This is a genomic window from Jiangella endophytica (genome assembly GCF_003427025.1).
Classification (GTDB): Bacteria; Actinomycetota; Actinomycetes; order Jiangellales; family Jiangellaceae; genus Jiangella; species Jiangella endophytica.
Map to the genome: position 1 here is coordinate 1 of NZ_QVAI01000038.1, position 24874 is coordinate 24874.

Sequence of the window (24874 nt, forward strand, 5' to 3'; positions counted from 1 at the left end):
ATCACCGCACCGGACCCGCGGCAGCTGCCGGGCGCACCCGGCGAACGGCGGCGCGACCGGGCCGGGAGCCGGCATTCGGTGTGCTCAGTCCGGCGGGCCTGGTCGGCTGGATGCCGACGCCCGCGCCCCGTCGCGGAACGTCCTGGGCGATGAACCGACCACGCGGCGGAACGCGGTGCTGAACGCGCTCTCGGACAGGTAGCCCGTGGCTCGTGCGAGCTCGGAGATCGACAGCGTGTCGCGGGCGAGGGCGTCGCGGGCGAGGCTCATGCGCCACTGGATCAGGTACTCCAGGGGCGGGACCCCGACGTGGTTCTTGAAGGCCTGGGCGAACGCGGACCGTGACATGTGGCTGATATCGGCGAGCTCCTTGAGGCTCCAGGAGTGGGCCACGTCCGCGTGCACGGCACGCAGGGCGGCACCTACGCCGTCCTCGTTCAGGGCGCCCAGCCAGCCGGTGGGCCGGTCCGTCTGGGCGGCGTGAGCACGCAGCATGTGCACGAGCAGGATCTGTGCGAGGTGGTTCTGCACCAGCGGGCCGCCGGCGGCGGCGACCCCGACCTCGGTGGCCAGGAGATCGATCAGCTGAGCGAGCCGGTTGCCATGGGGGTCGGCCGCGCGGACGATCACGAGCGGCGGCAGAAGATCGGTCAGGAGGGCCGCGTTGTCGTCGTCGAACGCGATGTGCCCGACGCAGAGGTAGAGGTCTTCCTCGGACTCCGGGCCGATGCGCACGAACTCGCCTTCGGCGCCCGCCCACACCGGCTCCGCGGGGCGTGGGTGTGCGTTGAGCGTGCTGGCCAGCACGTAGGGCGGCGGGTTGCCGAGCATGAAGGTGTCACCCTCATGCAGGAGCACCGGCTCGTGGCCTTCGAGGATCAACCAGCACGTGCCGTGCACGAGGCCGCCGATCCGCACGTGCAGGAAGGTGTCGAAGCGCAGCGCCCACTCGCCCGCGGTCCGGAGACTGGGCCCGACCACCGTGCGGGGCCTGAGCAGGCCGATCGCGTCAGCGACCGGATCCTGGAATCCGAGCATCGCGCTCCTTCTGGACGATGTGTAAAGAACTGTGGACTCCGCATGATGGATCGTACGTGACCGCTCGCGCAGTATCGATATCGAACGGATCGGCACCAGAGAGCGATGGAGACACCCACATGGGACAGCTGGAAGGCAAGACGTCGGTGGTCACCGGGGGCAGCAGCGGAATCGGCCTGGCCACGGCCGTGCGGCTGGCGGACGAGGGCTCGTACGTGTTCGTCACGGGACGGCGCGAGGCCGAGCTGGAGGCCGCCGTCAAGACCATCGGGGAGGATCGGGCCACCGCGGTCGTCGGCGACATCTCGAAGCTGGAGGACCTGGACCGGCTCTATGCCGCGGTCCGGGCGCGGGGCAAGGGGCTGGACGTGGTCGTGGCGAATGCGGCGGTCGGCACGTTCGTGACGCTGGAAGCGACCACCGAGGAACACGTCGACCAGACCTTCGCGGTCAACGTCCGAGGCACGCTGTTCACCGTGCAGAAGGCGCTGCCGCTGCTCAACGACGGAGCCGCGGTCGTCCTGACCGGTTCCACGGCCGCCGACCGCGGCATGGAGGCGTTCGGCGCGTACGCGGCGTCGAAGGCGGCCGTGCGGTCCTTCGCGCGAACCTGGTCCAACGAGCTCAGGGGTCGCGGCATCCGGGTCAACGCGATCTCGCCGGGCTGGATCGAGACGCCCGGGGGCACCGCCATCAACGGTGGCGAGGAAGCCATGCCGGCCATCAGGGAGTATGCCGCCGCGACCGTGGCCAAGGGCCGCATGGGTCAACCCGAGGAGGCGGCCGCGGTCGTCGCGTTCCTGGCGACGGAACAGAGCAGCTACGTCGTCGGTGCGAACCTCTACGTCGACGGCGGAGCGAACCAGATCTAGGGGGCCGCCCGTGGCAGCGGGACGGATCGCGACCGGCCACCTCGTGAACCGACGAGGGCGCGGTACGGCCTAGCCTCGGCTGATGGTGTACCACGACGACGACGTCCCCGAGGAGATCGTCGAGCCGCTCCGCGAGATCTGCCTCGCCCTGCCCGATGCCTACGAAGAGCTGGCCTGGGTCGGCACGCGGTGGCGGGTGCGCGGCCGCACGTTCGCCCACGTGCTCACCGTCGACCCCGATCATCACGCCGCATACACCCGGGTCAGCGGCGCCGACCGGCCGGTGCCGCTGCTGACGTTCCGCTCGCCGCCGGACGAGCTGGACGCCCTCCTCGCCGGCGGGCCGCCGTACTTCCGCGGCCGCTGGGGCCGCGACGTCGTCGTGCTGGTCCTGCCCGACGAGATCGACTGGGCCGAGATCGCCGAGCTGATGACCGAGAGCTACTGCGTCCTGGCGCCGAAGAAACTGGTGGCGCGGGTCCGCCATCCCTCGTGAGGATGGGCGGCATGAGTGAGACCACCACGCCGCACGTCGCCATCGTCACCGGAGCCAACGCCGGCATCGGCGGCGCCACCGCGGTCGCCCTCGGCCGGCGCGGGGTGTCCGTGCTGGCGGCGTACTTCCGCCCGGGCGACGCCGAGGGGCAGGAGGAGGCGTACAACGTCGCCCGGCGCGCCGACGCCACCGACGTCGTCGCCGCCGTCGAGGCCGCGGGCGCCCGCGCGCACGCCGTCGAGGCCGACCTCACCGACCCGGCCGCGCCGGCCCGGCTGTTCGACCTCGCCGAGCAGCACGTCGGGCCGGTCGACATCCTCGTCAACAACGCCAGCGGCTGGGTCCAGGACACCTTCGCGCCCGCCACGTCCGACCGGTTCGGGCGCCCGATGACGCAGGTCACCGAGCAGACGTTCCGGCAGCAGTTCGGCGTCGACGCCATGGCTCCGGCGCTGCTCATCGCCGAGTTCGCCCGTCGCCACGTCGCCCGCGGCGGCACGTGGGGGCGCATCGTCGGGCTGACGTCGGGCGGCCAGCACGGCTTCCCCGAGGAGGTGTCGTACGGCGCGGCGAAGGCGGCCCAGGAGAACTACACCATGTCCGCGTCGGCCGAGCTGGCGCCGCACGGCGTCACCGCCAACATCGTCTATCCGCCGGTCACCGACACCGGCTGGGTCACCGACGACGTCCGGGCTGCGGTCGCCGCCAGCAGAGAACTCACCCACGTCGCCACCCCCGAGGAGGTGGCCGAGGTCATCGCGTGGGTGGTGTCCGAGGAAGCTCGGCTGCTCACCGGCAGTGTGGTGCGACTGCGCTGACTCAGTTCTCCGAGCGGCCGGTGCGCCAGTAGCCCATGAACGAGACGGCGCCCTTGTCGATGCCGCGCTCGCGGACGAGGTGCCGGCGGATCGTCTTGACGGCGCCGGCCTCGCCCGCGATCCACGCGTAGGCGCTGCTGCCGGCCGCCGCGGCGACCTCCCAGAGCACCTCGAGGTCGATGTCGACGGTGTCGACGGCGCTCGCGTCGAGCGCGGCGGCCCGGGCGCCCCGGCCGAACTCGGCCGCGCACACCGCGTCGACCAGCAACTCGCCGTTGGGCGCGACGGTGCCGTCAGGCCGACGGCGGGAGAGCCAGGTGATCTCGGCCTGGTCCGGCGCCAGCAACGGCAGCACGTCGCCGCCGTCGGGGACCTCCAGGAAGACCTGCACACGAGCGCCGGGGTCGAGCCTGCCGCGCAGCCGCTCGAGGATGCCGCACACCGCCGGGACGGCCGTCTCGTCGGCCGCGATCAGGATGTCCCGGACGTCGACCGGAGGGCTCCACTCGTGGCCCTGGCAGTCGGCGCCGTAGAGGCGGTTCGGGCCGATCAGCGCGACCTCCTCGCCGACGGTCGCGCGGGTCGCCCAGGCCGAGGCCGGGCCGGCGTCGCCGTGCAGAGCGAAGTCGACGTCGACCTCGCGCTGCGCCGGGCGGACGGCGCGGATGGTGTACGTCCGCAGCGTGCCGCGGACCTCCGGGTCCATGGCCCGGTAGTGCGCGAACCAGTCGCCGGCCAGCGCGTCCGGCAGGCCCTGTCCGGCGCGCGGCAGGTAGAGCTTGATGCGCTGGTCGGGGCCGTCGTGACCGAACTCGTCGAGGTCGCCGCCGGTGAAGGTGATGCGCAGGAAGCACGGCGTCAGCTGCTGGAGGCGCGCGACGGTCACCCGGAACGGGCGCCAGGCCGGCACGTCGGCGGCGCGCCGGACGGCACGCTCGGTGGTCGCGGTGGTCATCGAGTCCCCGTGTGAAAGGTTGCTTCGCCTTACTTAGGGGAGGCTAACCGATGGGCTTCTTGATCGCATCTCGACCCCCGGGATTCGTCCTCAGTCGCGCGCGCCGGCCGGGTTCGGGTCGTCGCCCGGGTAGGTGCCGTGGCCTTCGCGCACGAGGTCGCCGTCGAAGATCAGCACCTCGTTCACCAGCACGGCCTTCTGGTTGCGGTAGGTGATGACGATCGCGGACACGCCCGCGTAGACCGCCTCGACGGCGAACCGCAGATCGGGGATGAGGCGCAGCCCTTCGGTCCAGTACCGGCGCAGTTCCTCCTTGCCGCGCAGTACGCCGCCGGACTCCGGCAGCACCCGCGCCGCCACCGGCGACGTGAACACGACGTCGTCGTGGAAGTGCCGCAGCACCGCCTCGACGTCGTGGGCGTTCCAGGCGGCCAGCCAGTCGCGGGCGAAGCCGTGCGGTTCGGGGGTCGTCATGCCGGCGATTATCTCGTGGACAGTGTCGTTACCCTGATTCGGTGCTGACCTCCTCGCTCGTCGAGCTGCCCGACCACGCCGCGCTGGTGGCGGCGAGCGGAGGTCACCCCGTCGTGCGCTGGGACCACGACCAGGCCGGTTTCGGGCGCGCCTGGTCGCTGGGCGGCGCCGTCGGCTGGACGGTGCAAGGGCGGCGCGGGCTCGCGCTGATGGCCCTCGGCTCCGGCGCCGAAGCCGGGCGGCTGGTGACGGCGGCCCTGGACCTGGTCCCGGTGCCGCGCATCGCGGTGCCGGTCGACGCGCTGCCTTACGTCGGCACGGCACTCGGCGAGGGCGACGACTGGGACTGGTTCTGGACGACGGCCGCGCCGGTGCCGCGACCGGGCGAACGGACGGTGGTCGCGCTGAGGCCCGCCGACGCCGCCGACCTCGCCGAGCTGCTGCGGGTGTCGTCGCCGCGGACGTCGGCGCAGCCGGGTGACCCGCGCGTGCGCACGTGGTTCGGACAGCGCGACGCGTCCGGCAGGCTGGTCGCCTGCGCCGCCGAGCGCGACCAGGCGCCCGGTGTGTGGCACCTGCAGGCGATCGCCACCCACCCGGCCCACCGCGGCCGTGGCTACGGTGCCGACGTCACCGCCGCCGCCACCCGCGTCGGCCTGACCAACGGTGCGACCGCCGTGACACTCGGCATGTACGCCGACAACCACGTCGCCCGCCGCATGTACGAACGCCTCGGCTTCCGGGTCGGCCAGGCCTTCGCCACCCGCGCCGTCGGCTGACCGCGTCGCCGGCTGGTGGGCGGAACCTCACCCGATCGGTGCCCGGAGGTCCGGCTCGTACCCGCGAAACCGACACTTGCCGGCGTGAACGGGGCGCTGTCCGCCGGTCTCGCGGGTATCGGCGTGAACGAACGACACCGGCCGGGTCAGAGCGCCGCGATGGTCCAGGTGGTCTCGTGGGTCCGGCCCGGCTCGAGGACGACGAGGTCGGTGCCCGAGTTGAACGCGTCGGGCGGGCACGTCATCGGCTCGACCGCCAGGCCGATGCGGTCGCCGGACTCGCCGGGGCGGTCGGCGGTGTGGATCTGCACCCACGGGCACTCGGCCGCCACCCAGGAACACTCGACGCCGCCACCGTCGCCGGCGCGGACGACCACCCGGGCGATCCCGTCGGCATCGGCCGCCAGCGACGTGAAGGCGTGGTCGATGAAGATGTCGCCCAGCTGCCGCGGCGTCCGGAAGTCGAACCCGGCGGACTCGACCGGCTCGACGCCGACCGGGAGCAGGCGCTCCGGCGTCACGGCGAGGTACTCGGCGGCGGGGAGCTCCAGCGACCAGTCGTCCACACGGCCCGCGCCGGCGACGAGGTAGGGGTGCGGGGCGGTGCCGTAGGGCGCGGGGCCGTCGCCGGGGTTGGTGGCGGCGACGGTCCAGTGCAGGCCGGCGTCGTCCAAGGAGTACCGCACCCGCAGCTCCAGGGCGTGCGGATACCCGGTGAACGGCACCAGCCGGTGCGTCAGCGTCACCTCGGCGGCCGACTGCGAGGCGACCTCCCAGCGGACCCAGCCGGCCAGGCCGTGCAGCGCGTTGCCGCGGGCCGGCTCGGTGAGCGGGAGCTGCCGCTCGACGCCGCCGAAGGTGTAGGTGCCGTCGGCGATGCGGTTCGGCCACGGCGCCAGCACCGCGCCGCGGTAGTTGGGGCGGATCTCGTCGGCGCCGAACGCGACCACCAGCGGCCGGTCGTCGTGGCGCAGCTCGCGCAGGGTGGCGCCGACCTCGGTGACGACGGCGGTGTAGGCGCCGTGGCTCAGTTCGACCTGGAAACCGCTGGGGTTCACTGGGTGCTCTCCTCGATGCCGGCGCCCGCGGCAGGGCGGACGGTGAAGACGGACGGTGGCGCGTAGCCGTGCTGGTCGAACGCGGCCCGGACGGCGTGGCCGACCCGTGCCTCGTCGGCCGTGGCGGTCAACGCGATGACGGAGCCGCCGAAGCCTCCACCCGTCATCCTCGCACCCAGCGCACCCGCGGCGAGCGCCGCCTCGACCGCGGTGTCGATCTCGGCCACGGTGATCTCGTAGTCGTCGCGCATCGAGGCGTGCGACGCGGTCAGCAGCGGCCCGATCTCGGCGGCCCGGCCCGCCCGCAGCAGCGCGACGGTGTCGAGGACCCGCGCGTTCTCGGTGAGCACGTGCCGCACGCGCCGCACCATGACGTCGTCGTCGAGCTTGCCCAGGACGTCGTCGATCGGCTCGTCCTGCACCTCGCGCAGCGTCTCGACGCCCAGCAGCGCGGCCGCCGCCTCGCAGGTGGCCCGGCGCGCGCCGTAGCCGCCGTCGGTGTGCTCGTGGTGCACGCGGGTGTCGACGACGACGAGGCTCAGCCCGGCGGCGGCGAGGTCGCACGGCACCGGCTCCGCCGCCATGGCCCGCGCGTCGAACAGGATGACGTGGCCCTCCTGCCCGTACAACGACGCCATCTGGTCCATCGCCCCGGTCGGCGCGCCGACGTAGTGGTTCTCGGCCCGCTGCACCAGCAGCGCCAGCGTCGTGCGGTCCAGGCCGAGCCCGTGCAGGTCGTCGAGGGTGACGGCGACGGCGCACTCGAGCGCGTGCGACGACGACAGCCCGGCGCCGGCCGGCACGGTGCTGTCGACGCTGACGTCGGCGCCCGGGACGTCGTGCCCCGCGTCGCGCAGCGCCCAGAACACGCCGGCCACGTATGCGGCCCAGCCGGTGACGTCGCCGGGGGAGCTGTCGACAGCGAACCGGGCCGGCTCGGCGCCGGGTGCGGTGGAGGCCGCCAGGACCTGGCCGTCGTCCCGGGTGCGCACCCACGCCGTCGTGCGGGACGAGATGGCCAGCGGCAGCGCGAAACCGCCGTTGTAGTCGGTGTGCTCGCCGATGAGGTTGACCCGGCCGGGCGCGGAGCCCGTCCGCTCGCTCACCGCTGCATGAACGTCCACGCGTCCTCCACGATCGTGTCCAGGCCGTGCTCCGGCCGCCAGCCGAGGTCGGCCGCGATGCGCTCGGCCGACGCGACCAGCACGGGCGGGTCGCCGGCCCGCCGCTGCCGGTCGTTGGTGGGCACCGGGTGGCCGGTGACCCGCCGCACGGCCTCGACGACCTCGCGGACGGAGTACCCGGTGCCGGAACCCAGGTTGTAGACGCGGTGCTGACCGGCCGCCTCGGCGGTGCCGGTCCAGTCCAGCGCCAGCAGGTGCGCCCGGCCGAGGTCCTCGACGTGCAGGTAGTCGCGGACGGCGGTGCCGTCGGGCGTCGGGTAGTCGGTGCCGAACACGTCGACGGCGTCGCGCTTGCCGGCCGGGACCATCAGCACGTTCGGGATGAGGTGTGTCTCGGGGTCGTGCCGTTCGCCGTGCCGGCCGAGCGCGCCGCCGACGTTGAAGTACCGCAGGCTGACGGCGGCCAGCCCGTGCGCCCGCGCCTCGCCGGCCAGCGCGTGGTCGACGGCGAGCTTGCTCTGGCCGTAGGGGTTGATCGGCACCGCCGGGGTGTCCTCGGTGATCGGGCTGACCTCGGGCTGGCCGTACGTGGCCGCCGTCGACGAGAACACCAGCCGCCGCACGCCGGCCGCCCGCATGGCGTCGAGCAGCCGCAGCGTGCCGACGACGTTGTTCCACCAGTAGAGCTGCGGCTCGGCGACCGACTGGCCGACCAGTGACCGGGCGGCGAAGTGCAGGACGGCGTCGAAGCTTGAATCGACCGCGTCCGCTGCATCTTCAATACCGGCGCGCACGAACCGGGCACCGTCGGGGACCGCGTCGTCGTGGCCGGTGAGCAGGTCGTCCAGCACCACCACCTCGTGGCCGGCCGCGAGCAGCTGCGACCCCACCACCGAGCCGATGTACCCGGCACCGCCGGTGACCAGCAGCTTCATCGAGCCTCCCGTAGTCTCGCCGCCACGTCCTCGGGCAGCATGTCGGTGACGAACGCTCCCATGCCCGACTCCGACCCGGCCAGGAACTTCAGCTTGTCCGCCGCTCGCTTGACCGAGTACAGCTGCAGGTGCAGGTAGGCGAGGTCGCTATCGGCGCGCACCGGCGCCTGGTGCCAGGCGGCGATGTAGGGCAGCGGCGCGTCGTAGAGGGCGTCGAACCGGCGGAGCACATCGAGGTAGAGCGTGACGAACTCGTCGCGCTCGGTGTCGTCGAGGTCGCCGATCCGGGCCACCTGCCGGTGCGGGTACAGGTGCACCTCGACCGGCCAGCGCGCGGCGGCCGGCACGAACGCCGTCCAGTGCTCCGTCTGCCCGACGACGCGCACGCCGGCCGCGCGCTCCTCGGCGAGCACGTCGGCGAAGAGGTTGCGACCCGTGGTGTCGCGGTGCTCGCGCGCGGACTGCAGCATGCGGGTCGTGCGCGGCGTGACGTACGGGTAGGCGTAGATCTGGCCGTGCGGGTGGGACAGCGTGACACCGATCTCCTGGCCGCGGTTCTCGAAGCAGAACACCTGCTCGACGCCGGGCACGGCGGACAGCTCGGCGGTGCGGTCGGCCCAGGCCTCGACGACCAGCCGCGCGTGGCCGGGTTCGAGCGTGGCGAAGGACGCGTTGTGGTCGCTGCTGAAGACCAGCACCTCGCAGCGGCCGATGCCGGGCCGGACCGGGACCAGCTCGGTGCCGGTCTCGGTGGTCGTCGCGTGGGTCGACAGGGTGGGGAAGCGGTTCTCGAACGCGACGACGTCGTAGGTCTCGGACGGGACCTCGGTCGGGCGGTCCGGGGTCGACGCGCACAGCGGGCACAGGTCCTTCGGCGGCAGGAACGTGCGGGTCTGGCGGTGCCCGGCCATCGCCACCCACTCGGCCAGGACGGGGTCGAACCGCAACTGCGACGTGGTGCTGACCGGCGGCAGGTCGCGGGCGTCGTCCAGCCGGTGGGTGGCGTCGTCGCGCCGGTCGAAGTAGATGATCTCGCGGCCGTCGGCCAGCCGCGCCGTCGTGCGTTTCATCGTGGTCCGTTCTCTGGGGTGACCAGGATCAGCTCGCCGACCTGGTCGGCGAGGGCTTCGCGGGCGTCGTCGGGCAGGCCGTCGTCGGTGACCAGCACGTCGGCGCCGGCGAGCCCGGCGATGGTGCTGATGCCCACCGTTCCCCACTTCGTGTGGTCGGCGACGACGACGAGCCGGCGGCCGGCCGCGACCAGCGCGCGGTCGGTGTCGGCCTCCAGCAGGTTCGGCGTGGTGAACCCGGCGCCGGCGTCGATGCCGTGCACGCCCAGGAACACGACGTCGAGGTGCAACTGGTGCAGTGACGAGACCGCGACCGGCCCGACCAGCGCATCGGACGGCGTGCGCACCCCTCCGGTCAGCACGACGTCGAGGTCGGTGCGGTCGTCGTCGTGCAGCTCGTCGGCGATGCGGATGGAGTTCGTGACGACGGTGAGCCGCGGGATCTCGCGCAGCCGCCGCGCCAGCGTCCACGTCGTCGTCCCCGCGGACAGCCCGACCGCCGACCCCGGCTCGACCAGCTCGGCGGCGGCCCGCGCGATGGCCTCCTTCTCCGCCTGCTGGCGCAGCTGCTTGGCGCGGAAGCCGGGCTCCTCGGTGCTGGGCGAGCGCTTCGAGGTGGCGCCGCCGTGCACCTTGTCCAGTGCGCCACGGGCGACCAGCGCGTCGAGGTCGCGGCGGATCGTCATCTCCGAGACGCCGAACCGGGCGGCCAGCTCGCCGACCGTGGCAGCGCCGCGTCGCTGGACCTCGTCCAGGACGAGCGCCTGCCGTTCGGCGGCCAGCATCGATGCCGTGCCCTTCTGTGCGAACCTGTTCGTTCGTGTTCTTTCACGATAGCACCAGGCGCGATGTAGTCTGCGCCAATGCATCGCGGGCGGGTGGTTCTGGGAGTGGTGATCGGTGGAGCGCTCACCGTCGCCGCTGTCACCCAAGTGGCCTCGTGGTCGCCCGACGCCGCGGGCTGGGACGGCTACGGCCCGACGCTGCCGCCGCGCACACCGACGTCCCAGCCCCTGCCGGCCGACGCCACCATGTCGTCGGAGTGCCAGGACGAGTGGGAGGCCGCCCTGCGGGACGGCAGTGTGCGTGAAGCCCAGGAGGCCGGGGCGACGGTGGTCGCGGTCGCGTGCCGGCTCGGTCCGCTGGAGGACTGCGTGCCCGGCGACGTCGAGGTGTCGGAGAACGGCCGGCCGCCGGAGTACGTCATGCAGACCTGCGAGTAATCCAGGTGCGCCGGGCTGGGCTGCACGCCTACCGTGCGCGCATGACCACCGAACTGTTCAGCGCCCTCGGTGACCGCAAACGACTGGCCGTGCTCGGCGCCCTCTGCGCGGCGCCCGGTGCGCCCACCGTCGCCGAGATCGGGGAGCGCGCCGGGCTGTCCGAGCGCGACGTGCAGCGGGCGCTGGCGGTGCTCGGCGGGGCCGGGCTGGTCCGCCGCGACGACGCCGGACTGAGCGCCGTCCTCGAGCCGATCCGGGCCGCGGCCGCCGCAGGGGCGGCATCGACGCCGGTGGGGCGGGTGGCGGCGGACTTCCCGCGGCTGGACGGCTGCCTGAAGAACGGCCGCATCGCCACCATCCCGGCCGACGGCGGTCTCAAGGCCGAGCTGGGCCGGTTGGTCATGGCCGCGCTGCCGCACCGCGAGGCCTACACCGAACGCGAGCTGACCGCCGAGCTGAGCGAGCTGGGCGACGAGCCGGTCGCCCTGCGCCGGCTGCTGGTCGACCTGCGGCTGGTCGGCCGGACCGCCGACGGATCGCGCTACTGGCCCGCGTCGTGAGCTGACGGGCAGCCGGCCGGCGGGTGGTACTGCCGGTACCTGGGAGCGGGCGTCGTGCGGGTGGAGCCTGGACGCATGGAACTCGCGGTGGTCACAGGGGCGAACTCGGGCATCGGCGAACAGATCGCGACCGGGCTCGCGCGGCACGGAACGTCGGTGGCCCTCGTCGCGCGGAATCGCGAGCGGCTCGAGGCGGCCCGGCGTCGCATCGCGGCCGCCGCGCCGGGATCGGACCTGCAGGTCGAGCCGGTCGACCTCGCGGAGCTCGACGAGGTCCGTGCCCTGGCCGCGCGACTGGCCGGGCAGGACCCGTCGATCGTGGTGAGCAACGCCGCGGTCATCGCCCCGCTCGACGACCGGACACCGGCCGGGCTGCATCGGTCGCTCGCGACGAACCACCTCGCGCCGTACCTGCTGCTGCGCACCCTCGCGGAGCAGCCGAGCGCGCGGAGCCGCCGGTTCGTCGTGGTCGGCGGATCCCCGAGCGGGCTCCGACGGGTCCCCGTCGACCTGGACGATCTCAACGCGGAGACCGGCCGGGGCCTGGCCTGGCCGCCGAGCTTCCGTCCGTTCGCCGCCTACGGCCGCACGAAGAACATGAACGCGATGTTCGTGTACGGCCTCGCGCGGCGGTTGCGCGGCACCGGCTCGACGGTCAACGGCGCCCACCCGGGCATCATCAGAGGCGGCCGCCTCAACCGCCACGACCGCGGCGCGCTGCGGCTGTTCGGTTCGGTGCTCGGTCGCTTCGCCGCGCGCACCGAGACCGGCGCCGACACGCCGCTGTGGCTGGCGACGGCCCCCGAGCTCGACGGCGTCTCCGGGCGGTTCTACGTCAAACGCAGGGCCGTGGAGACCGCGGAGCACACCACCGACCCGGACCGCGTCGAACGGCTGTGGCGCGAGAGCGCCCGGCTGGTCGGGCTGCCCGACTGACCGGCTACTGGCCTCACCGGCTAGCGGCCTGACCGGCTGCCTGACTCACGGCTGCCGGCGCCTGCTGCCGGTGCTCGCTGTCGCCGCCTGTTGTCGGTGCCCGCCCGTAGGGTGGGAGGCCCTCCCGGCCGGGCGGGGTCTACCTGGCCTCAGCCGCCGCCCACACCGTCCACACTGCCACCGCCGTCCGCGCCACCCACACCGTCCGCGCCCTCGACGCGCAGCAGGTCGAGCTTGGCGGCGTCCTCGCTGCCGGGTGGTGCGGTGTACACCACGATGCGAAGGTCCGAGTCCAACGCGGAGAACACGTCGCAGTCGAGCGTGAGCCGGCCGATCGTCGGATGGGCGATGGTCTTGCGTTCGGCCACCCGGCGGGGCAGGGCGAAGTCGTTCCACCGCTCGGCGAAGGCGGGGCTGACGGCACGAAGATCGGCGACGAGTTCCGCGAGGCCGGTGTCGTCCGGGTAGGCCGCGACGGCGCGCCGCAGGTCGGCCACGAGTTCCCGGCCGAGCCGCTCGTGCTCGTCCTCGGTGTGCAGGACGGGGCTGGGCCGGCCGGTGAAGTGATGCCAGACGAGGTTCGCCTCGCGGGCCCGTGCGGCCGTCGAGACGTCGATGAGCGCGACCCACAGCGGGTTGGCGAGGACGAGATCCCAGCTCGCGGTGAAGACCGCCGTGGGGGTGTCGTGGAGCCGGTCGAGGACCCGGCCGGTTCCGGCGCTGATGTGCCGCGGGACCACTCCGCCGACCGGCGGCGGAGCGATGCCGGCAAGGTGATGGAGCGTGTCGCGTTCGTCGACGGTCAGCCGCAGCGCTCGCGCCAACGCGCCCAGGACCTGCGGCGACGGGTTCCGGGCGCGTCCCTGCTCGAGCTGGACCAGGTAGTCGACCGAGATCCCGGCCAGCACGGCCAATTCCTCCCGCCGCAGACCAGGCAGGCGCCGCAGGCCCGCGTCGGGCAGTCCGGCCGCGGCCGGAGTGACCCGCTGCCGCCACGAGCGCAGCGCCTGGGCGAGGTCCGCGTCGGTCACGCCGATGCGAGGACGTCGTCGACGACGGCGCGCGCCTCGGCCTGGACGCGGGCCAGGTGGTCGGCGCCCTGGAAGCTCTCGGCGTAGATCTTGTACACGTCCTCGGTGCCGGACGGGCGCGCGGCGAACCAGCCGGACCGCGTCACGACCTTCAGGCCGCCGATCGGCGCGTCGTTGCCGGGCGCGCGGGTGAGCTTCGAGGTGATCGGCTCGCCGGCCAGTTCGGTCGCGGTCACCTGGTCCGGCGACAACGCGCCGAGCGCCTTCTTCTGCTCCCGGGAGGCCGGCGCGTCGACCCGCGCATAGACGGGGTCGCCGAACTCGGCCGTGAGCCGGCGGTAGTGCTCGCTCGGTGACGACCCGGTCACGGCGATGATCTCCGCGGCCAGCAGGCAGGCGATGATGCCGTCCTTGTCGGTGGTCCAGACCCGGCCGTCGCGGCGCAGGAACGACGCACCCGCGGACTCCTCGCCGCCGAACCCGACCGAGGAGTCGACCAGACCGGGCACGAACCACTTGAACCCGACCGGCACCTCCAGTAGCGGCCGGCCCAGCGACGCCGCCACGCGGTCGATCATCGACGAGCTGACCAGGGTCTTGCCGACGGCGGCGGTGCCGGGCCAGTCGGCGCGGTGCCGGAAGAGGTAGTCGATGGCGACGGCGAGGTAGTGGTTCGGGTTCATCAGGCCGCCGTCGGGGGTGACGATGCCGTGCCGGTCGGAGTCGGCGTCGTTGCCGGTCGCGACGGCGAACTCCGACCCCTCGGACAGCCGCGAGATCAGCGACGCCATCGCGTACGGCGACGAGCAGTCCATGCGGATCTTGCCGTCCCAGTCCAGCGTCATGAACCGCCAGGTCGGGTCGACCAGCGGGTTGACGACGGTGAGGTCGAGGCCGTGCCGCTCGGCGATGGCGGCCCAGTAGTCCACCGACGCGCCGCCCAGGGGGTCGGCGCCGATGCGCACCCCCGCGGACCGGATCGCCTCGATGTCGACCACCGACGGCAGGTCGTCGACGTAGGCGCCGAGGAAGTCGTACGTCGACGTCGTGTCCGCGGCCCGCGCCGCCGTCAGGTGCATGCGCCGAACGCCGTGCAGTCCGTGCTCCAGGTACCGGTTGGCGGCGTCCTGGATGGCGCCGGTGATCTCCGAGCCGGCCGGCCCGCCGTCCGGCGGGTTGTACTTGAAGCCGCCGTCCCAGGGCGGGTTGTGCGACGGCGTGACGACGACGCCGTCGGCGCGGCGCGCGCCCGGCACGGAGTTGTAGGTGAGGATCGCGTGCGACACCGCCGGCGTCGGCGTGTACCGCTCGGCGCCGTCGACCAGCAGCGTCACCTCGTTGGCGGCGAACACCTCGACCGCCGTCGCCCACGCCGGCTCGGACAGCGCGTGGGTGTCCTTGCCGAGGAACAACGGCCCGTCGATGCCGTTGGCGGCCCGGTAGTCGCAGATCGCCTGCGACGTGGCGGCGATGTGGTCGTCGTTGAAAGCGGCGGCCAACGACGAGCCGCGGTGTCCGGACGTGCCGAACGCGACCCGCTGTCCGGGGTCGGCTGGATCGGGGTGCGTGGTGTAGTAGGCCCGCACCAGCTGGGCGACGTCGACGAGGTCCTCGGGGGCGGCGGGCTGTCCTGCGCGCGGGTGGTTCGTCACCGTGTCATCCTCTCTCGGCTCGGGTACGTCTGCTGCGTGGCACCGCCATACAATTCGCGGATGAACGACAGCACACCCGGTCGACATAGCGTGCAGGGGTCCCTCCGGTGAACCAGGGCACCCTGCTCAACTTCGGCCTCGTCCTTCTCTTCATCCTGGTCGGCGGGGTCTTCGCCGCCACGGAACTCGCGCTCGTATCGCTGCGCGAGAGCCAGCTCGCGCAGCTGGCCCAGCAGGGCCGCCGCGGCGAGCGGGTCTCCGAGCTGGCCCGCAATCCCAACCGGTTCCTCTCCGCCGTCCAGATCGGCGTCACCGTCGCCGGTTTCTCCTCCGCGGCGTACGGCGCCTCCACGCTCGCGCCCGATCTCTCCCCCGTCCTGCAGGACTGGGGACTCCCCGGTGGCGCCGCCGACACCCTCGCGTTCATCGCCTTGACGCTGTTCATCGCCTACCTGTCGCTGGTCCTCGGTGAGCTCGTACCCAAACGGCTCGCGCTGCAGCGGGCGGCCGGTGTGTCGCTGGCCGTCGCGCCGCCGCTGGACCGCTTCGCGACGCTCATGCGCCCGGTCATCTGGTTCCTGTCCAAGTCGACCGACCTCGTCGTCCGGATGCTCGGCGGCGACCCGTCGGCGCAGCGCGAGGAGATGAGCGAGGACGAGCTGCGCGAGCTGGTCTCCGGCCACGAGGGCCTGAGCGAGGAGGAGCGGCGCATCGTCGGCGACGTGCTCGACGTCGGCGACCGCCAGGTCCGCGAGGTCATGCGGCCGCGCACCGAGGTCGACTTCCTCGACGCGGACATGCCGGTCTTCAAGGCGGTCAAGCTGGCCTCGACGATGCCGCACTCGCGCTACCCGGTGGTCGGCACGTCCACCGACGACGTCGTCGGGTTCGTGCACGTGCGCGACCTTTTCGACCCGGAGATGTCCGGGCGCAGCATCCGGGTCGGCGAGCTGGTCCGCGACGTGCTGGTGCTGCCCGGCACCAAACGGGTGCTGCCGGCGATGACGGAGATGCGCCGGCAGGGCTCGCATCTGGCCGTCGTCGTCGACGAGTACGGCGGCACCGCCGGCATCGTCACGCTGGAGGACCTGGTCGAGGAGCTGGTCGGCGAGATCCGCGACGAGTACGACACCGACGAGCTGCCGGTGGCCGCCGCGGCCGGTGGCGTCGTCGATGTCGACGGCATGCTCAACATCGGCGACTTCGCCGATCGCACCGGCGTCGAGCTGCCCGACGGCCCGTACGAGACCGTGGCCGGCTTCGTGGTGGCCCGGCTCGGCCGGCTGCCGTCCCAGGGCGACGTCGTCGAGTTCGACGGCGTGCGCATCGAGGTGCTCTCGCTGGACGGACGGCGCGCCTCGCGGCTGCGCGTCCACCCGCGTCCCGAGCCGCCCGCGCCGGAGCTGATCCCGCCGGTGGCCGGCTGATCGCGTCGGCACCTCACCAGGCGTCCTCCCGCTTCACCAGGAATGCATGCCTGCTGGAGCGAACACACCCCTACTCAACGTGATCATTTCGGGGCCGGCGCCGTCCACCCGCAGCCGCAGCCGGCCCAGCGGGCCGTACGCCGCGTCCGGCAGCAAGGCCGGGTGCACGCCGGTCACCAGTCGTGCACCGTGCCGTCGAGGAGCCGGTTGTACGGCAGGTAGGCCTGGTCGTACGGGTACCTGGCGGCCTCGTCGAGATCGAGGGTGACGCCGAGGCCGGGCTGGTCGCCGGGGTGCAGGAGTCCGTCGCTCCAGGTGAAGGTCTGCCGGAAGACCTGGTCGGTCCGGGTGCCGTGCTTCATGTACTCCTGGATGCCGAAGTTGTGGATGGCCAGGCCCAGGTGCAGCGCGGCGGCCATGCCGACGGGAGAGATGTCGGTCGGCCCGTGCATGCCGGACTTGATCTGGTACGTGGCGGCGACGTCGAGGATCTTCTTGAGGTGCGTGATGCCGCCGGTGTGGGTGACGGCGGAGCGGACGTAGTCGATGAGCTGTTCGGTGATCAGCGTCTGGTAGTCGAAGACGGTGTTGAAGATCTCCCCGATCGCCAGGGGTGTGGTGGTGTGCTGACGGACCAGCCGCAGGCCCTGCTGGTTCTCGGCCGGGGTGCAGTCCTCGAGCCAGAACAGGTCGTACGGTTCCAGCGCCTTGCCCAGCTTCGCGGCCTGGATCGGGGTCATGCGGTGGTGGCCGTCGTGCAGCAGCGGCAGCTCGGGGCCGAACTCGTTCCGGACCGCCTCGAAGACCGTCGGCAGGTGACGCAGGTAGGCGCGGGTGTCCCAGTCCTCCTCCTGCGGGTACGCGCCGCGACTGGCCGGTTCGTAGTCGTAGCGGCCGCCGGTGGTGTCGGTGCGGGTGTTGGCCGCGACCCCGTAGACCGCCTTCAGGCCGGGTACGCCGGTCTGCACCCGGATGGCCCGGTAGCCCTGCTCGAGGTGGTCGCGGATGCTGTCGAACAACTCGGGCAGGTCGCGGCCGCTGGCGTGCCCGTAGGCGAGCAGCCCGGTCCGTGACGCCCCGCCCAGCAGCTGGTACAGCGGCATGCCGGCGGCCTTGGCCTTGAGGTCCCAGAGCGCGACGTCGACGGCGGCGATGGCGGCCATCGTGACCGGGCCGCGCCGCCAGTAGGCGCTGCGATAGAGGAACTGCCAGGTGTCCTCGATGCGGTGCGGGTCGCGGCCGATCAGCAGCGGCACCACGTGATCGCGCAGGTACGACACGACGGACAGCTCGCGGCCGTTCAGGGTCGCGTCGCCCAGCCCGGTGAGCCCGTCGTCGGTGGTCAGCTGGAGCGTCACGAAGTTGCGGTCCGGGCTCGTGACAACGACCTCGGCGGTCTGGATGACGGTCATGCGGCGGACTCCATTCGGCGGGCGTGGACGGCGACACGGGTGATCAGCTCTGCGTCGTCGGCGTGGTCGGGGACGACGTGGCCGACGACGACGGCGGCCGCGTGGTGCGGGTCGCGGGCGGTGCGGACACGTTCGCGCAACGGGCCGGCGGCGGGATCGGCCACCGTCACGCCCTGACCACGCAGGTGCAGCAGCCACCCGGCCAGCAACCGGGCGGCGCCGTCGGGCAGGACGCCGCGGCCGCGGACCGCCCGGATCACCTCGGCGGCGCGCACCGGCAGCTTCACCGACCCGTCGGCGGCGATCTGCGCCAGCAGGTGCCGGATCCTGGGGTTCGCGAAGCGCACCCTGGTCGCCGTCCGGTAGGCGGTCAGCTCGGCCGGCGGGAAGCCGAGCACGGCGCCGGCCTCGTCCCACCACTGCTCCAGCCAGCCGGTCAGCTCGCCGTCGGCCAGGCACGCGGCGACCGTCTCGTGGCCGCGTGGCGGTCCGGCGTAGGCGAGCAGCGAGTGACCGCCGTTGAGCACGAACAGCTTGCGCCGCTCGTACGGCGTCACGTCCGGCACGAACGTCACGCCGGCCGCGGCCAGTCCCGGCGCGGCGTCGCGCAGCGCTTCCTCGGCGACCCACTCGCTGAACGGTTCGGTCACCACCGGCGCCGCGTCGGCGTAATCGGTGGCCCGCTCCGCGGCCGCCTGGTCCGCGGCGGTCGGGCGGGGCGTGATGCGGTCGACCATCGAGCTGGGGAAGGCGACGTGCTCGGCCGCCCAGTCCGCGAGGTCGTGGCCGCCGGCCTCGAGGCACGCGGCGAGGACGGCGGCTCGTGTGACGGCGCCGTTGCCGGCGAGGTTGTCGCAGCTGGCGATGGTCAGCCCGCCGGAGCCGGCCGACCGCCGCTCCCGCAAGCCGTCGGCCAGCCGCGCCGCCGCGGTGCCCGTGCGGTAACCGGCCTCGGTGACGGTCAGCGTGACGAGCCCGACCGCGGGGTCGGCGAGGTACCGGCGCCACGCGTCCTGGTCGGTGCCGTCGTGTACCGCGGACAACGTCGTCACCACCTCGGCGTCGTCGTGCTCGGCGCCGCGGGTGAGCAGCGTGTACAGCCCGTCCTGCGGAGCGAGCGCGGCCGCCGCTGCGGCCGTCCGCCCGGTGAACGCGGCGACGCCCCACGGTTCGGGCATGCGGCTCAGGTACCAGGCCTGGTGTGCCCGGTGGAAAGCGCCGAGGCCGAGATGGACGGCCCGCACCGGAGCCGCCGGCGTGGCCAGGGCGCGGCGCCCGAGCCGGTGTCCTTCGCCGGCGGGGCCTGGGGACGCGTGGCGTTCGCTCGATCGTCGTCCGAGCGTGCGGTCGGCCATGGCGGCAGGGCTCCTCGGTGCGGTCGGCGGTGGCGGGTCGCGGGCACCGCCGACCCATGCTAGGCACCGTCGCCAGGTTTGGCAATGGATTGCCAGCTCCGTTGCCAGGGACTCGCCCGCATGGCACCCTGGCAGGCACGATCCACCACCCGGCTGGCAAACGAAGGGGCGCCCGATGCCGCAGCGCCGCGAGGCGGTCACGATCGCCGACGTCGCGCGGACGGTCGGCGTGGCCACGTCCACGGTGTCGCGGGCGCTCAACCAGCCCGGCCGCATCAGCGACGAGCTGCGCGACCGCATCGTCGCGGCCGCCGCGACACTCGGCTACCACCCCAACCCGCAGGCCCGCTCGCTCACGTCCGGGCGCACCCAGAGCATCGCGCTGCTCGTCCCGGACATCACGAACCCGTTCTTCTTCGGCCTCATCCGCGGCGCCCAGGCGCAGGCCCGGGCCCGCGGCCACCGGCACGTCCTCGTCGACACCGAGGAGTCCGCCGAGGTCGAGGCGCTCACCCTGGCCGAGCTGCCGGCCTCGGTCGACGGCATCGTGCTGGCGGCGGCGCGGCTCACCGACGCCGAGCTGACGGCGGCGGCGGGGCGGGTGCCACTGGTGCTGGTCAACCGCGAGGTCCCCGGGCTGCGCAGCGTCGTCATGGACACCGCGGCCGGTGCGCTGCAGGCACTGGACCACCTGGTGTCGCTCGGCCACCGCTCGGTCGCCTACGTTGCCGGCCCGGCCACGAGCTGGTCCAGTCGCAAGCGGTGGCGGGCGCTGCAACGCACGGCGCGGCGGCTGGGCGTCGACTGCGTGCGCATCGGCCCGTTCCCGCCGACGATGGCCGCCGGCGCCGCGGCCGCCGACGCCGTCGTCCACCACCGGGTCACCGGCGCCCTCTTCTTCAACGACCTGCTCGCCATCGGCGCGCTGCGCCGGTTCGCCGAGCGCGGCATCCGCGTGCCCGACGACCTCAGCGTCGTCGGCTGCGACGACATCTTCGGCGCCGACTTCTGCCGGCCACCGCTCACGACGCTGACGACGCCGGTCGAGCAGACCGGCCGGGTCGCCGTCGACATGCTGCTGAGTACCCCGACCGTAGGAGAACCCGTGCGCGCCGGACAGACCCTGCCGACCCACCTGACCATCCGCGAGTCCACCGGCCCCGTCCCCACCCGCCGGGCGGGCCGTCCGTGACGGCCGCCGTCCACCCGGACCGGCTGCTGCCCGCGGACCCTGCCGCCCGGCGGGTCGCCCGCGATCTCTACGGCACCGTCGCCGCGGCGCCGATCTTCTCCCCGCACGGCCACGTCGACGCCGCCCTGCTGGCCGCCGACGAGCCGTTCACCGACGCCGCCTCGCTGCTGGTCACCCCGGACCACTACGTGACCAGGGTGCTGCACTCCGTCGGCGTCGGGCTGGCCGAGCTCGGACTGGGACCGGACGGCGCCACCGCTGACCCTCGGGCGGTCTGGCGGCGCTTCGCCGAGCACTGGCAGGCGTTCCTCGGCACGCCGACCCGGCTGTGGCTGGAGGCCGAACTGACGGACATCCTCGGCGTCCGGACCCCGTTGACGCCGGAGACCGCCGACGCCGTGTTCGACGAGGTCGGCGCCCGGCTGGCCGAGCCGGAGTTCCGGCCGCGGGCGCTGTTCCGGCGGTTCGGCATCGAGACGCTGGCGACCACCGACGACCCGGCGGCCGACCTCGCCGCACACCGGGCGCTCGCGGCGGACCCGGCGTTCGACGGCGCCGTGCTGCCGACCTTCCGCCCGGACGGCTACCTCGACCCCGCGCTGCCGGGCTTCGCCGCCGCCGTCGAGCGGCTCGGCGCCGCCGCCGGCCTCGGCACCAGCGGCTACGACGGCTACCTCGACGCGCTGCGCTCCCGGCGGCAGCACTTCGTCGACCACGGCGCGACGGCGGCCGACCACGGCCCGCCCGACCCGGGCAGCGCGCCGCTGCCGCCGTCCGACGCCGCCCGCCTCTACCAGCGGGCGCTGACCGGAGGCCTGGACGAGCGCGATGCCGCCGCGTTCCGGCGGTCGATGCTGTTCGAGATGGCCCGGATGTCCACCGAGGACGGCCTGGTCATGCAGTTGCACCCGGGCGTGCTGCGCAACCACCACCGGCCCACGTACCGCGCGTTCGGCCCCGACACCGGCCACGACGTGCCGCTGACCACCACGTACGCCGCCCACCTGCGGCCGCTGCTCGAGGCGTTCGGCACCGATCCGCGGTTCCGGCTGGTGCTGTTCACCGTCGACGAGACCGCGTTCAGCCGCGACATCGCGCCGCTGGCCGGCTTCTACCCGTCGGTGTACATCGGCTCGCCGTGGTGGTTCCTCGACGCGCCGGAGGCGATGCTGCGCTGGCGGGCGGCCACCGTCGAGACCGCCGGGTTCTACAAGTCCGCCGGGTTCGTCGACGACACCCGGGCGTTCTGCTCGATCCCCGCCCGGCACGACCTCGCCCGCCGCGTCGACGCCGCCTACCTCGCGCGGCTGGTCGTCGAGCACCGCGTCGCCGAGGACGACGCCGCGCGGGTGCTGCACGATCTGGTGACGACGCTGCCGCGGCGGGTGTTCGCCCGGTCATGATCGACGACTCGGGGCGCGAACGGGTGCACCGGCGTGTCCCGCGGCGCGGTGACTGACAGAATGACGGCATGACCAACAGTCGCCGCCCGCGTGTGCTCTCCGGCATGCAGCCGACCAACGCGTCGCTGCACCTGGGCAACTACCTCGGGGCGCTGCGGCAATGGGTGGCCCTGCAGGACGACCACGACGCCTTCTACTGCGTCGTCGACCTGCACGCCATCACCGCCGGCCACGACCCCGCCCAGCTGCGTCAGCGCACCCGCGTCACCGCCGCCCAGTACCTCGCCGGCGGCGTCGACCCGGAGCGCAGCACCCTGTTCGTGCAGAGCCACGTGCCCGAGCACGCCCAGCTGGCGTGGGTGCTCAGCTGCATCACCGGCTTCGGCGAGGCCAGCCGGATGACACAGTTCAAGGACAAGTCCGCCCGCGCCGGCGCCGAGAGCACCACCGTCGGGTTGTTCACCTACCCGATCCTGCAGGCCGCCGACATCCTGCTCTACAACGCCGACCAGGTCCCGGTCGGCGAGGACCAGCGCCAGCACATCGAGCTCACCCGCGACCTCGGCGGCCGGTTCAACACCCGGTTCGGCGAGACGTTCGTGCTGCCCAAGGCGTACATCCCCGAGGCGACGGCGAAGATCTACGACCTGCAGGATCCCACCGCCAAGATGAGCAAGAGCGTCGCCGGATCCGGCCTCATCGAACTGCTCGACGAACCCAGGACCATCGAGAAGCGCATCAAGAGCGCCGTCACCGACACCGGGCGCGAGATCGTGTCCGATGCGCGGAACAAGCCCGGCGTCACCAACCTCATCACTATCCTGTCTGCGTTCAGCGGTCGCTCGGTCGCTCAGATCGAGCAGGATTTCGCCGGGCGGGGGTACGGCGACCTGAAGAAGGAGGTGGCGGCGGCGGTGCTCGACGTCGTCGTTCCGTTCCAGCAGCGGGTCCGAGAGCTCCTCGACGACCCCGCCGAGCTCGACGCCGTCCTGGCCCGAGGTGCCCAGAAGGCCCGCGAGGTGGCCGCTCCGACGCTCGCCACGGTGTACGAGCGCGTCGGGTTCCTCGCCGCGCGGTGACCTGGTGACAGACGCACCCCGGCCCACCGGTCAGACGATCGGTCTGGCCGTCCCGATCCCGGAGCCCTACGGCCGCGAGCTGCAGGACTGGCGCCGCTCGTTCGGCGACCCGCTCGCCGACGCCATCCCGGCGCACATCACGCTGCTCCCGCCGACGGTCATCGCCGACGCCGACCGCGTCGACGTGTACGAGCACCTCGACAAGGTGGCCGCGCGGTTCGCGCCGTTCCGCGTGCACCTGCGCGGCACGGCCACCTTCCTGCCGGTGTCGCCGGTGGTGTTCGTGGCGCTCGCGCAGGGCATCTCGGCGTGCGAGCGGCTGTCCGGCGCGATCCGCACCGGGCCGCTCGAGATCGAGCTGTCGTTCCCCTACCACCCGCACGTCACCGTCGCCCACCACGTGTCCGAGGAGGCGATGGACAACGCCTTCGACACCCTCGCGGGCTACGACGCCGGCTTCGACGTCGCGGCGTTCAGCCTCTACGAGCACGGCGACGACGGCTACTGGCGGCGTGAACGCGACTTCGTCCTGACGGGAGAGGCAGCGCGCGTGTGATCGCCCGGCTCCGCGCCATCTGGGACCGGCTGCAGCGGACGCTGCCGCTGCGCGCCTGGAAACGCTACGGCGACCTGCGCGGCAACCGGCTGGCCGGCGCGTCCAGTTTCTACGGGTTCGTGTCGCTGTTCCCCCTGCTCGTGCTGGCGGCGGCGATCGTCAGCGCCGTCGCCGGCCAGTCGGGCGTCGACACCATCCAGGAGATCGTCAACGACAACCTGCCCGGTCTCGGCGTCAACGTGAGCCAGTTCCACCGCAACGCCGGCGCGGTGGGCGTGGTGGGTACGGTCGTCCTGCTCTTCACCGGCCTCGGCTGGGTCGACTCCGTCCGGGCCGCCGTCCGTTCCATGTGGGGCCTGGACGACCAGCCCGGCAACGTCGTCGTCCGCAAGGGCCTCGACATCGTCTCGCTGGCCGGGCTCGGGCTGCTCATCGCCGTGTCCTGGGGTACCAGCGTCATGGTCATCGAGCTGGCCGGCGAGGTGCTCGACTGGCTCGGCATCGGCAGCGGCGGCTGGCTGCTCCGGGTCATCAGCGGCCTCGTGTCCGTCGGCGTGAGCACGGCGCTGTTCGCGTACCTGCTGTCCGGGTTGCCGCGCATCGTGGTGCCGGTGCGGATCCTGGCGCTGGTGTCGCTGCTGAGTGCGCTCGTGTTCGAGCTCCTCAAACAGTTCCTCGTCCAGTACGTCGCCGGGCCGGCGTCGCGCAGCGCCTACGCCGCGTTCGCCACGCCGCTGGCCATGCTGGCCTGGATCTACTTGGTGACTCGGCTGCTCATGGTCGCTGCCGCGCTGACGGCCGAGAGCGCGATCGACGAGCTCGAGGCCGAGGAGCGTGCTGAACCCGCCCCGGCCTCCCTGGCCGGATCCGCCGGATCCGCCGGCTCCGCCGCGGCGCCGGCCGACGTGCTGTCGCCGGGCCAGATCCGCGCGACGGAGGTGGCCGCCGGCGCCGTGCTGGGCGCCGCGGGGGTGGCGCTGGCCCTGGCCGCCGCTCGTGCCGCCCGCACCGTCCGCTCTGCGCTCCGCCGCTCACCGCGCGACTGACTCCCGCCGTGATCATCAACGATCGCGCGATGTACGGCGAGACCGTGGCGACCAGCGACCAGCGACCGGCGACCGGCGACCGGCGACCTGGGGCGCGGCCGCCGGGAGGCACGGGTCACGGCCGAGGGGTGGACCGGGGCGTGGCTGCGGTGGCCGGGACGCGGCGTGGTGGCCCTGTCCTTGATCAACGGCCGGCGTGGGCACGGCCGACGGTAGGTATGGGGTGACTGGGGCGCGGCCGGCGGTAGGCACGGGTCACGGCCGAGAGCGGACCGGGACGTGGCGACGGTTGTCGGGGCGGGGCGACGGTGGAACAGTCACCGCAGACCGCAGACCGCAGACCGCAGACCGCAGACCGCAGACCGCAGACCGCAGACCGCAGA

The 24874-nt window shown here is 73.2% G+C and carries 25 protein-coding genes; 13 read left to right on the forward strand and 12 right to left on the reverse strand.

Translation table 11 applies throughout. From position 1 onward, the window contains the following. Positions 1-84: 84 nt before the first annotated feature. The gene (locus DZA62_RS34605) at positions 85-1038 is read right to left on the reverse strand and encodes an AraC family transcriptional regulator (protein ID WP_116953537.1); all 954 of its coding nucleotides are present in this window, start codon (positions 1036-1038) and stop codon (positions 85-87) included. 119 nt (positions 1039-1157) lie between these two features. On the opposite strand from DZA62_RS34605, the gene DZA62_RS34610 reads away from it, so the two are divergent. The 3 genes from DZA62_RS34610 (at position 1158) to DZA62_RS34620 (ending at position 3224) form a co-directional block, all read left to right on the forward strand. Continuing rightward, complete coding sequence (locus DZA62_RS34610; protein WP_116953538.1) at positions 1158-1910, forward strand: SDR family NAD(P)-dependent oxidoreductase; 753 nt, start codon at positions 1158-1160, stop codon at positions 1908-1910. A gap of 82 nt (positions 1911-1992) precedes the next feature. Further along, complete coding sequence (locus DZA62_RS34615) at positions 1993-2406, forward strand: MmcQ/YjbR family DNA-binding protein (RefSeq protein WP_116953539.1); 414 nt, start codon at positions 1993-1995, stop codon at positions 2404-2406. An 11-nt stretch (positions 2407-2417) separates the two neighbouring features. Further along, positions 2418-3224, forward strand: coding sequence for an SDR family NAD(P)-dependent oxidoreductase (locus DZA62_RS34620; RefSeq protein WP_116953560.1), 807 nt, complete (start codon positions 2418-2420; stop codon positions 3222-3224). Between the two features lies 1 nt (position 3225). Here the strand turns inward: DZA62_RS34620 and DZA62_RS34625 are convergent, their stop codons facing one another. Both DZA62_RS34625 and DZA62_RS34630 read right to left on the reverse strand, forming a co-directional pair. After that, complete coding sequence (locus DZA62_RS34625; RefSeq protein ID WP_116953540.1) at positions 3226-4179, reverse strand: siderophore-interacting protein; 954 nt, start codon at positions 4177-4179, stop codon at positions 3226-3228. Positions 4180-4269: 90 nt separating this feature from the next. Further along, positions 4270-4653 (reverse strand): nuclear transport factor 2 family protein, encoded by a 384-nt coding sequence (locus DZA62_RS34630; RefSeq protein WP_116953541.1) that lies wholly within the window; start codon positions 4651-4653, stop codon positions 4270-4272. 41 nt (positions 4654-4694) lie between these two features. Here DZA62_RS34630 and DZA62_RS34635 point away from each other — a divergent pair, with 41 nt between their 5' ends. After that, a complete protein-coding gene (locus tag DZA62_RS34635; protein ID WP_116953542.1) occupies positions 4695-5432 on the forward strand; it encodes a GNAT family N-acetyltransferase in 738 nt (245 codons plus the stop codon). 146 nt (positions 5433-5578) lie between these two features. On the opposite strand, the gene DZA62_RS34640 is transcribed toward DZA62_RS34635, so the two are convergent. Genes DZA62_RS34640 through DZA62_RS34660 form a run of 5 tightly spaced genes read right to left on the reverse strand, consistent with a single transcriptional unit; the run spans position 5579 to position 10404 of the window. Next, the gene (locus tag DZA62_RS34640) at positions 5579-6490 is read right to left on the reverse strand and encodes an aldose 1-epimerase family protein (RefSeq protein WP_116953543.1); all 912 of its coding nucleotides are present in this window, start codon (positions 6488-6490) and stop codon (positions 5579-5581) included. Beyond that, entirely contained in the window at positions 6487-7596 is a 1110-nt protein-coding gene (galK, locus tag DZA62_RS34645) for a galactokinase (protein WP_198664522.1), read from the reverse strand. The genes DZA62_RS34640 and galK overlap by 4 nt, the downstream gene beginning before the upstream one ends. Continuing rightward, a complete protein-coding gene (gene galE, locus DZA62_RS34650) occupies positions 7593-8549 on the reverse strand; it encodes a UDP-glucose 4-epimerase GalE (RefSeq protein WP_116953545.1) in 957 nt (318 codons plus the stop codon). The genes galK and galE overlap by 4 nt, the downstream gene beginning before the upstream one ends. Then, positions 8546-9619, reverse strand: coding sequence for a galactose-1-phosphate uridylyltransferase (gene galT / locus DZA62_RS34655; RefSeq protein WP_116953546.1), 1074 nt, complete (start codon positions 9617-9619; stop codon positions 8546-8548). The genes galE and galT overlap by 4 nt, the downstream gene beginning before the upstream one ends. Further along, complete coding sequence (locus DZA62_RS34660; protein WP_116953547.1) at positions 9616-10404, reverse strand: DeoR/GlpR family DNA-binding transcription regulator; 789 nt, start codon at positions 10402-10404, stop codon at positions 9616-9618. The genes galT and DZA62_RS34660 overlap by 4 nt, the downstream gene beginning before the upstream one ends. Before the next feature lie 105 nt (positions 10405-10509). Between DZA62_RS34660 and DZA62_RS34665 the strand changes: the two genes are divergently transcribed. The 3 genes from DZA62_RS34665 to DZA62_RS34675 all read left to right on the forward strand — a co-directional run bounded on the left by DZA62_RS34665 (position 10510) and on the right by DZA62_RS34675 (position 12338). Then, positions 10510-10842: a hypothetical protein gene (locus DZA62_RS34665; RefSeq protein ID WP_116953548.1), complete on the forward strand. Its 333-nt coding sequence runs from the start codon at positions 10510-10512 to the stop codon at positions 10840-10842. A gap of 41 nt (positions 10843-10883) precedes the next feature. Further along, positions 10884-11402 carry a DUF2087 domain-containing protein gene (locus tag DZA62_RS34670; RefSeq protein WP_116953549.1) on the forward strand — a complete coding sequence of 173 codons (519 nt, stop codon included), beginning with the start codon at positions 10884-10886 and terminating at the stop codon, positions 11400-11402. 75 nt (positions 11403-11477) lie between these two features. Further along, on the forward strand, positions 11478-12338 hold the full coding sequence (locus tag DZA62_RS34675; protein ID WP_116953550.1) for an SDR family NAD(P)-dependent oxidoreductase: 861 nt from the start codon (positions 11478-11480) through the stop codon (positions 12336-12338). 149 nt (positions 12339-12487) lie between these two features. Here DZA62_RS34675 and DZA62_RS34680 read toward each other — a convergent pair whose 3' ends face one another. Both DZA62_RS34680 and pgm read right to left on the reverse strand, forming a co-directional pair. After that, positions 12488-13369, reverse strand: coding sequence for a helix-turn-helix domain-containing protein (locus tag DZA62_RS34680; RefSeq protein WP_116953551.1), 882 nt, complete (start codon positions 13367-13369; stop codon positions 12488-12490). Continuing rightward, positions 13366-15021 carry a phosphoglucomutase (alpha-D-glucose-1,6-bisphosphate-dependent) gene (gene pgm / locus DZA62_RS34685; RefSeq protein WP_232827682.1) on the reverse strand — a complete coding sequence of 552 codons (1656 nt, stop codon included), beginning with the start codon at positions 15019-15021 and terminating at the stop codon, positions 13366-13368. The genes DZA62_RS34680 and pgm overlap by 4 nt, the downstream gene beginning before the upstream one ends. 107 nt (positions 15022-15128) lie before the next feature. Between pgm and DZA62_RS34690 the strand changes: the two genes are divergently transcribed. Continuing rightward, the gene (locus DZA62_RS34690; protein ID WP_116953553.1) at positions 15129-16448 is read left to right on the forward strand and encodes a hemolysin family protein; all 1320 of its coding nucleotides are present in this window, start codon (positions 15129-15131) and stop codon (positions 16446-16448) included. 173 nt (positions 16449-16621) lie between these two features. Here DZA62_RS34690 and manD read toward each other — a convergent pair whose 3' ends face one another. Continuing rightward, positions 16622-17860 carry a D-mannonate dehydratase ManD gene (manD, locus tag DZA62_RS34695; RefSeq protein WP_116953554.1) on the reverse strand — a complete coding sequence of 413 codons (1239 nt, stop codon included), beginning with the start codon at positions 17858-17860 and terminating at the stop codon, positions 16622-16624. Then, entirely contained in the window at positions 17857-19215 is a 1359-nt protein-coding gene (locus DZA62_RS34700; protein WP_198664523.1) for a mannitol dehydrogenase family protein, read from the reverse strand. Before DZA62_RS34700 ends, manD begins: the two co-directional genes overlap by 4 nt. A gap of 175 nt (positions 19216-19390) precedes the next feature. Here DZA62_RS34700 and DZA62_RS34705 point away from each other — a divergent pair, with 175 nt between their 5' ends. From DZA62_RS34705 to DZA62_RS34725, 5 genes are all read left to right on the forward strand, one after another. After that, positions 19391-20407: a LacI family DNA-binding transcriptional regulator gene (locus tag DZA62_RS34705; RefSeq protein ID WP_116953555.1), complete on the forward strand. Its 1017-nt coding sequence runs from the start codon at positions 19391-19393 to the stop codon at positions 20405-20407. Next, positions 20404-21810, forward strand: a complete 1407-nt coding sequence (gene uxaC, locus DZA62_RS34710; protein ID WP_116953556.1) for a glucuronate isomerase — start codon at positions 20404-20406, stop codon at positions 21808-21810. Before DZA62_RS34705 ends, uxaC begins: the two co-directional genes overlap by 4 nt. Positions 21811-21878: 68 nt before the next feature. Next, complete coding sequence (gene trpS / locus DZA62_RS34715; protein WP_116953557.1) at positions 21879-22889, forward strand: tryptophan--tRNA ligase; 1011 nt, start codon at positions 21879-21881, stop codon at positions 22887-22889. 4 nt (positions 22890-22893) lie between these two features. Then, positions 22894-23445: a 2'-5' RNA ligase family protein gene (locus tag DZA62_RS34720; RefSeq protein WP_116953558.1), complete on the forward strand. Its 552-nt coding sequence runs from the start codon at positions 22894-22896 to the stop codon at positions 23443-23445. Then, positions 23442-24491, forward strand: coding sequence for a YihY/virulence factor BrkB family protein (locus tag DZA62_RS34725; protein ID WP_116953559.1), 1050 nt, complete (start codon positions 23442-23444; stop codon positions 24489-24491). Before DZA62_RS34720 ends, DZA62_RS34725 begins: the two co-directional genes overlap by 4 nt. Positions 24492-24874 lie beyond the last annotated feature (383 nt).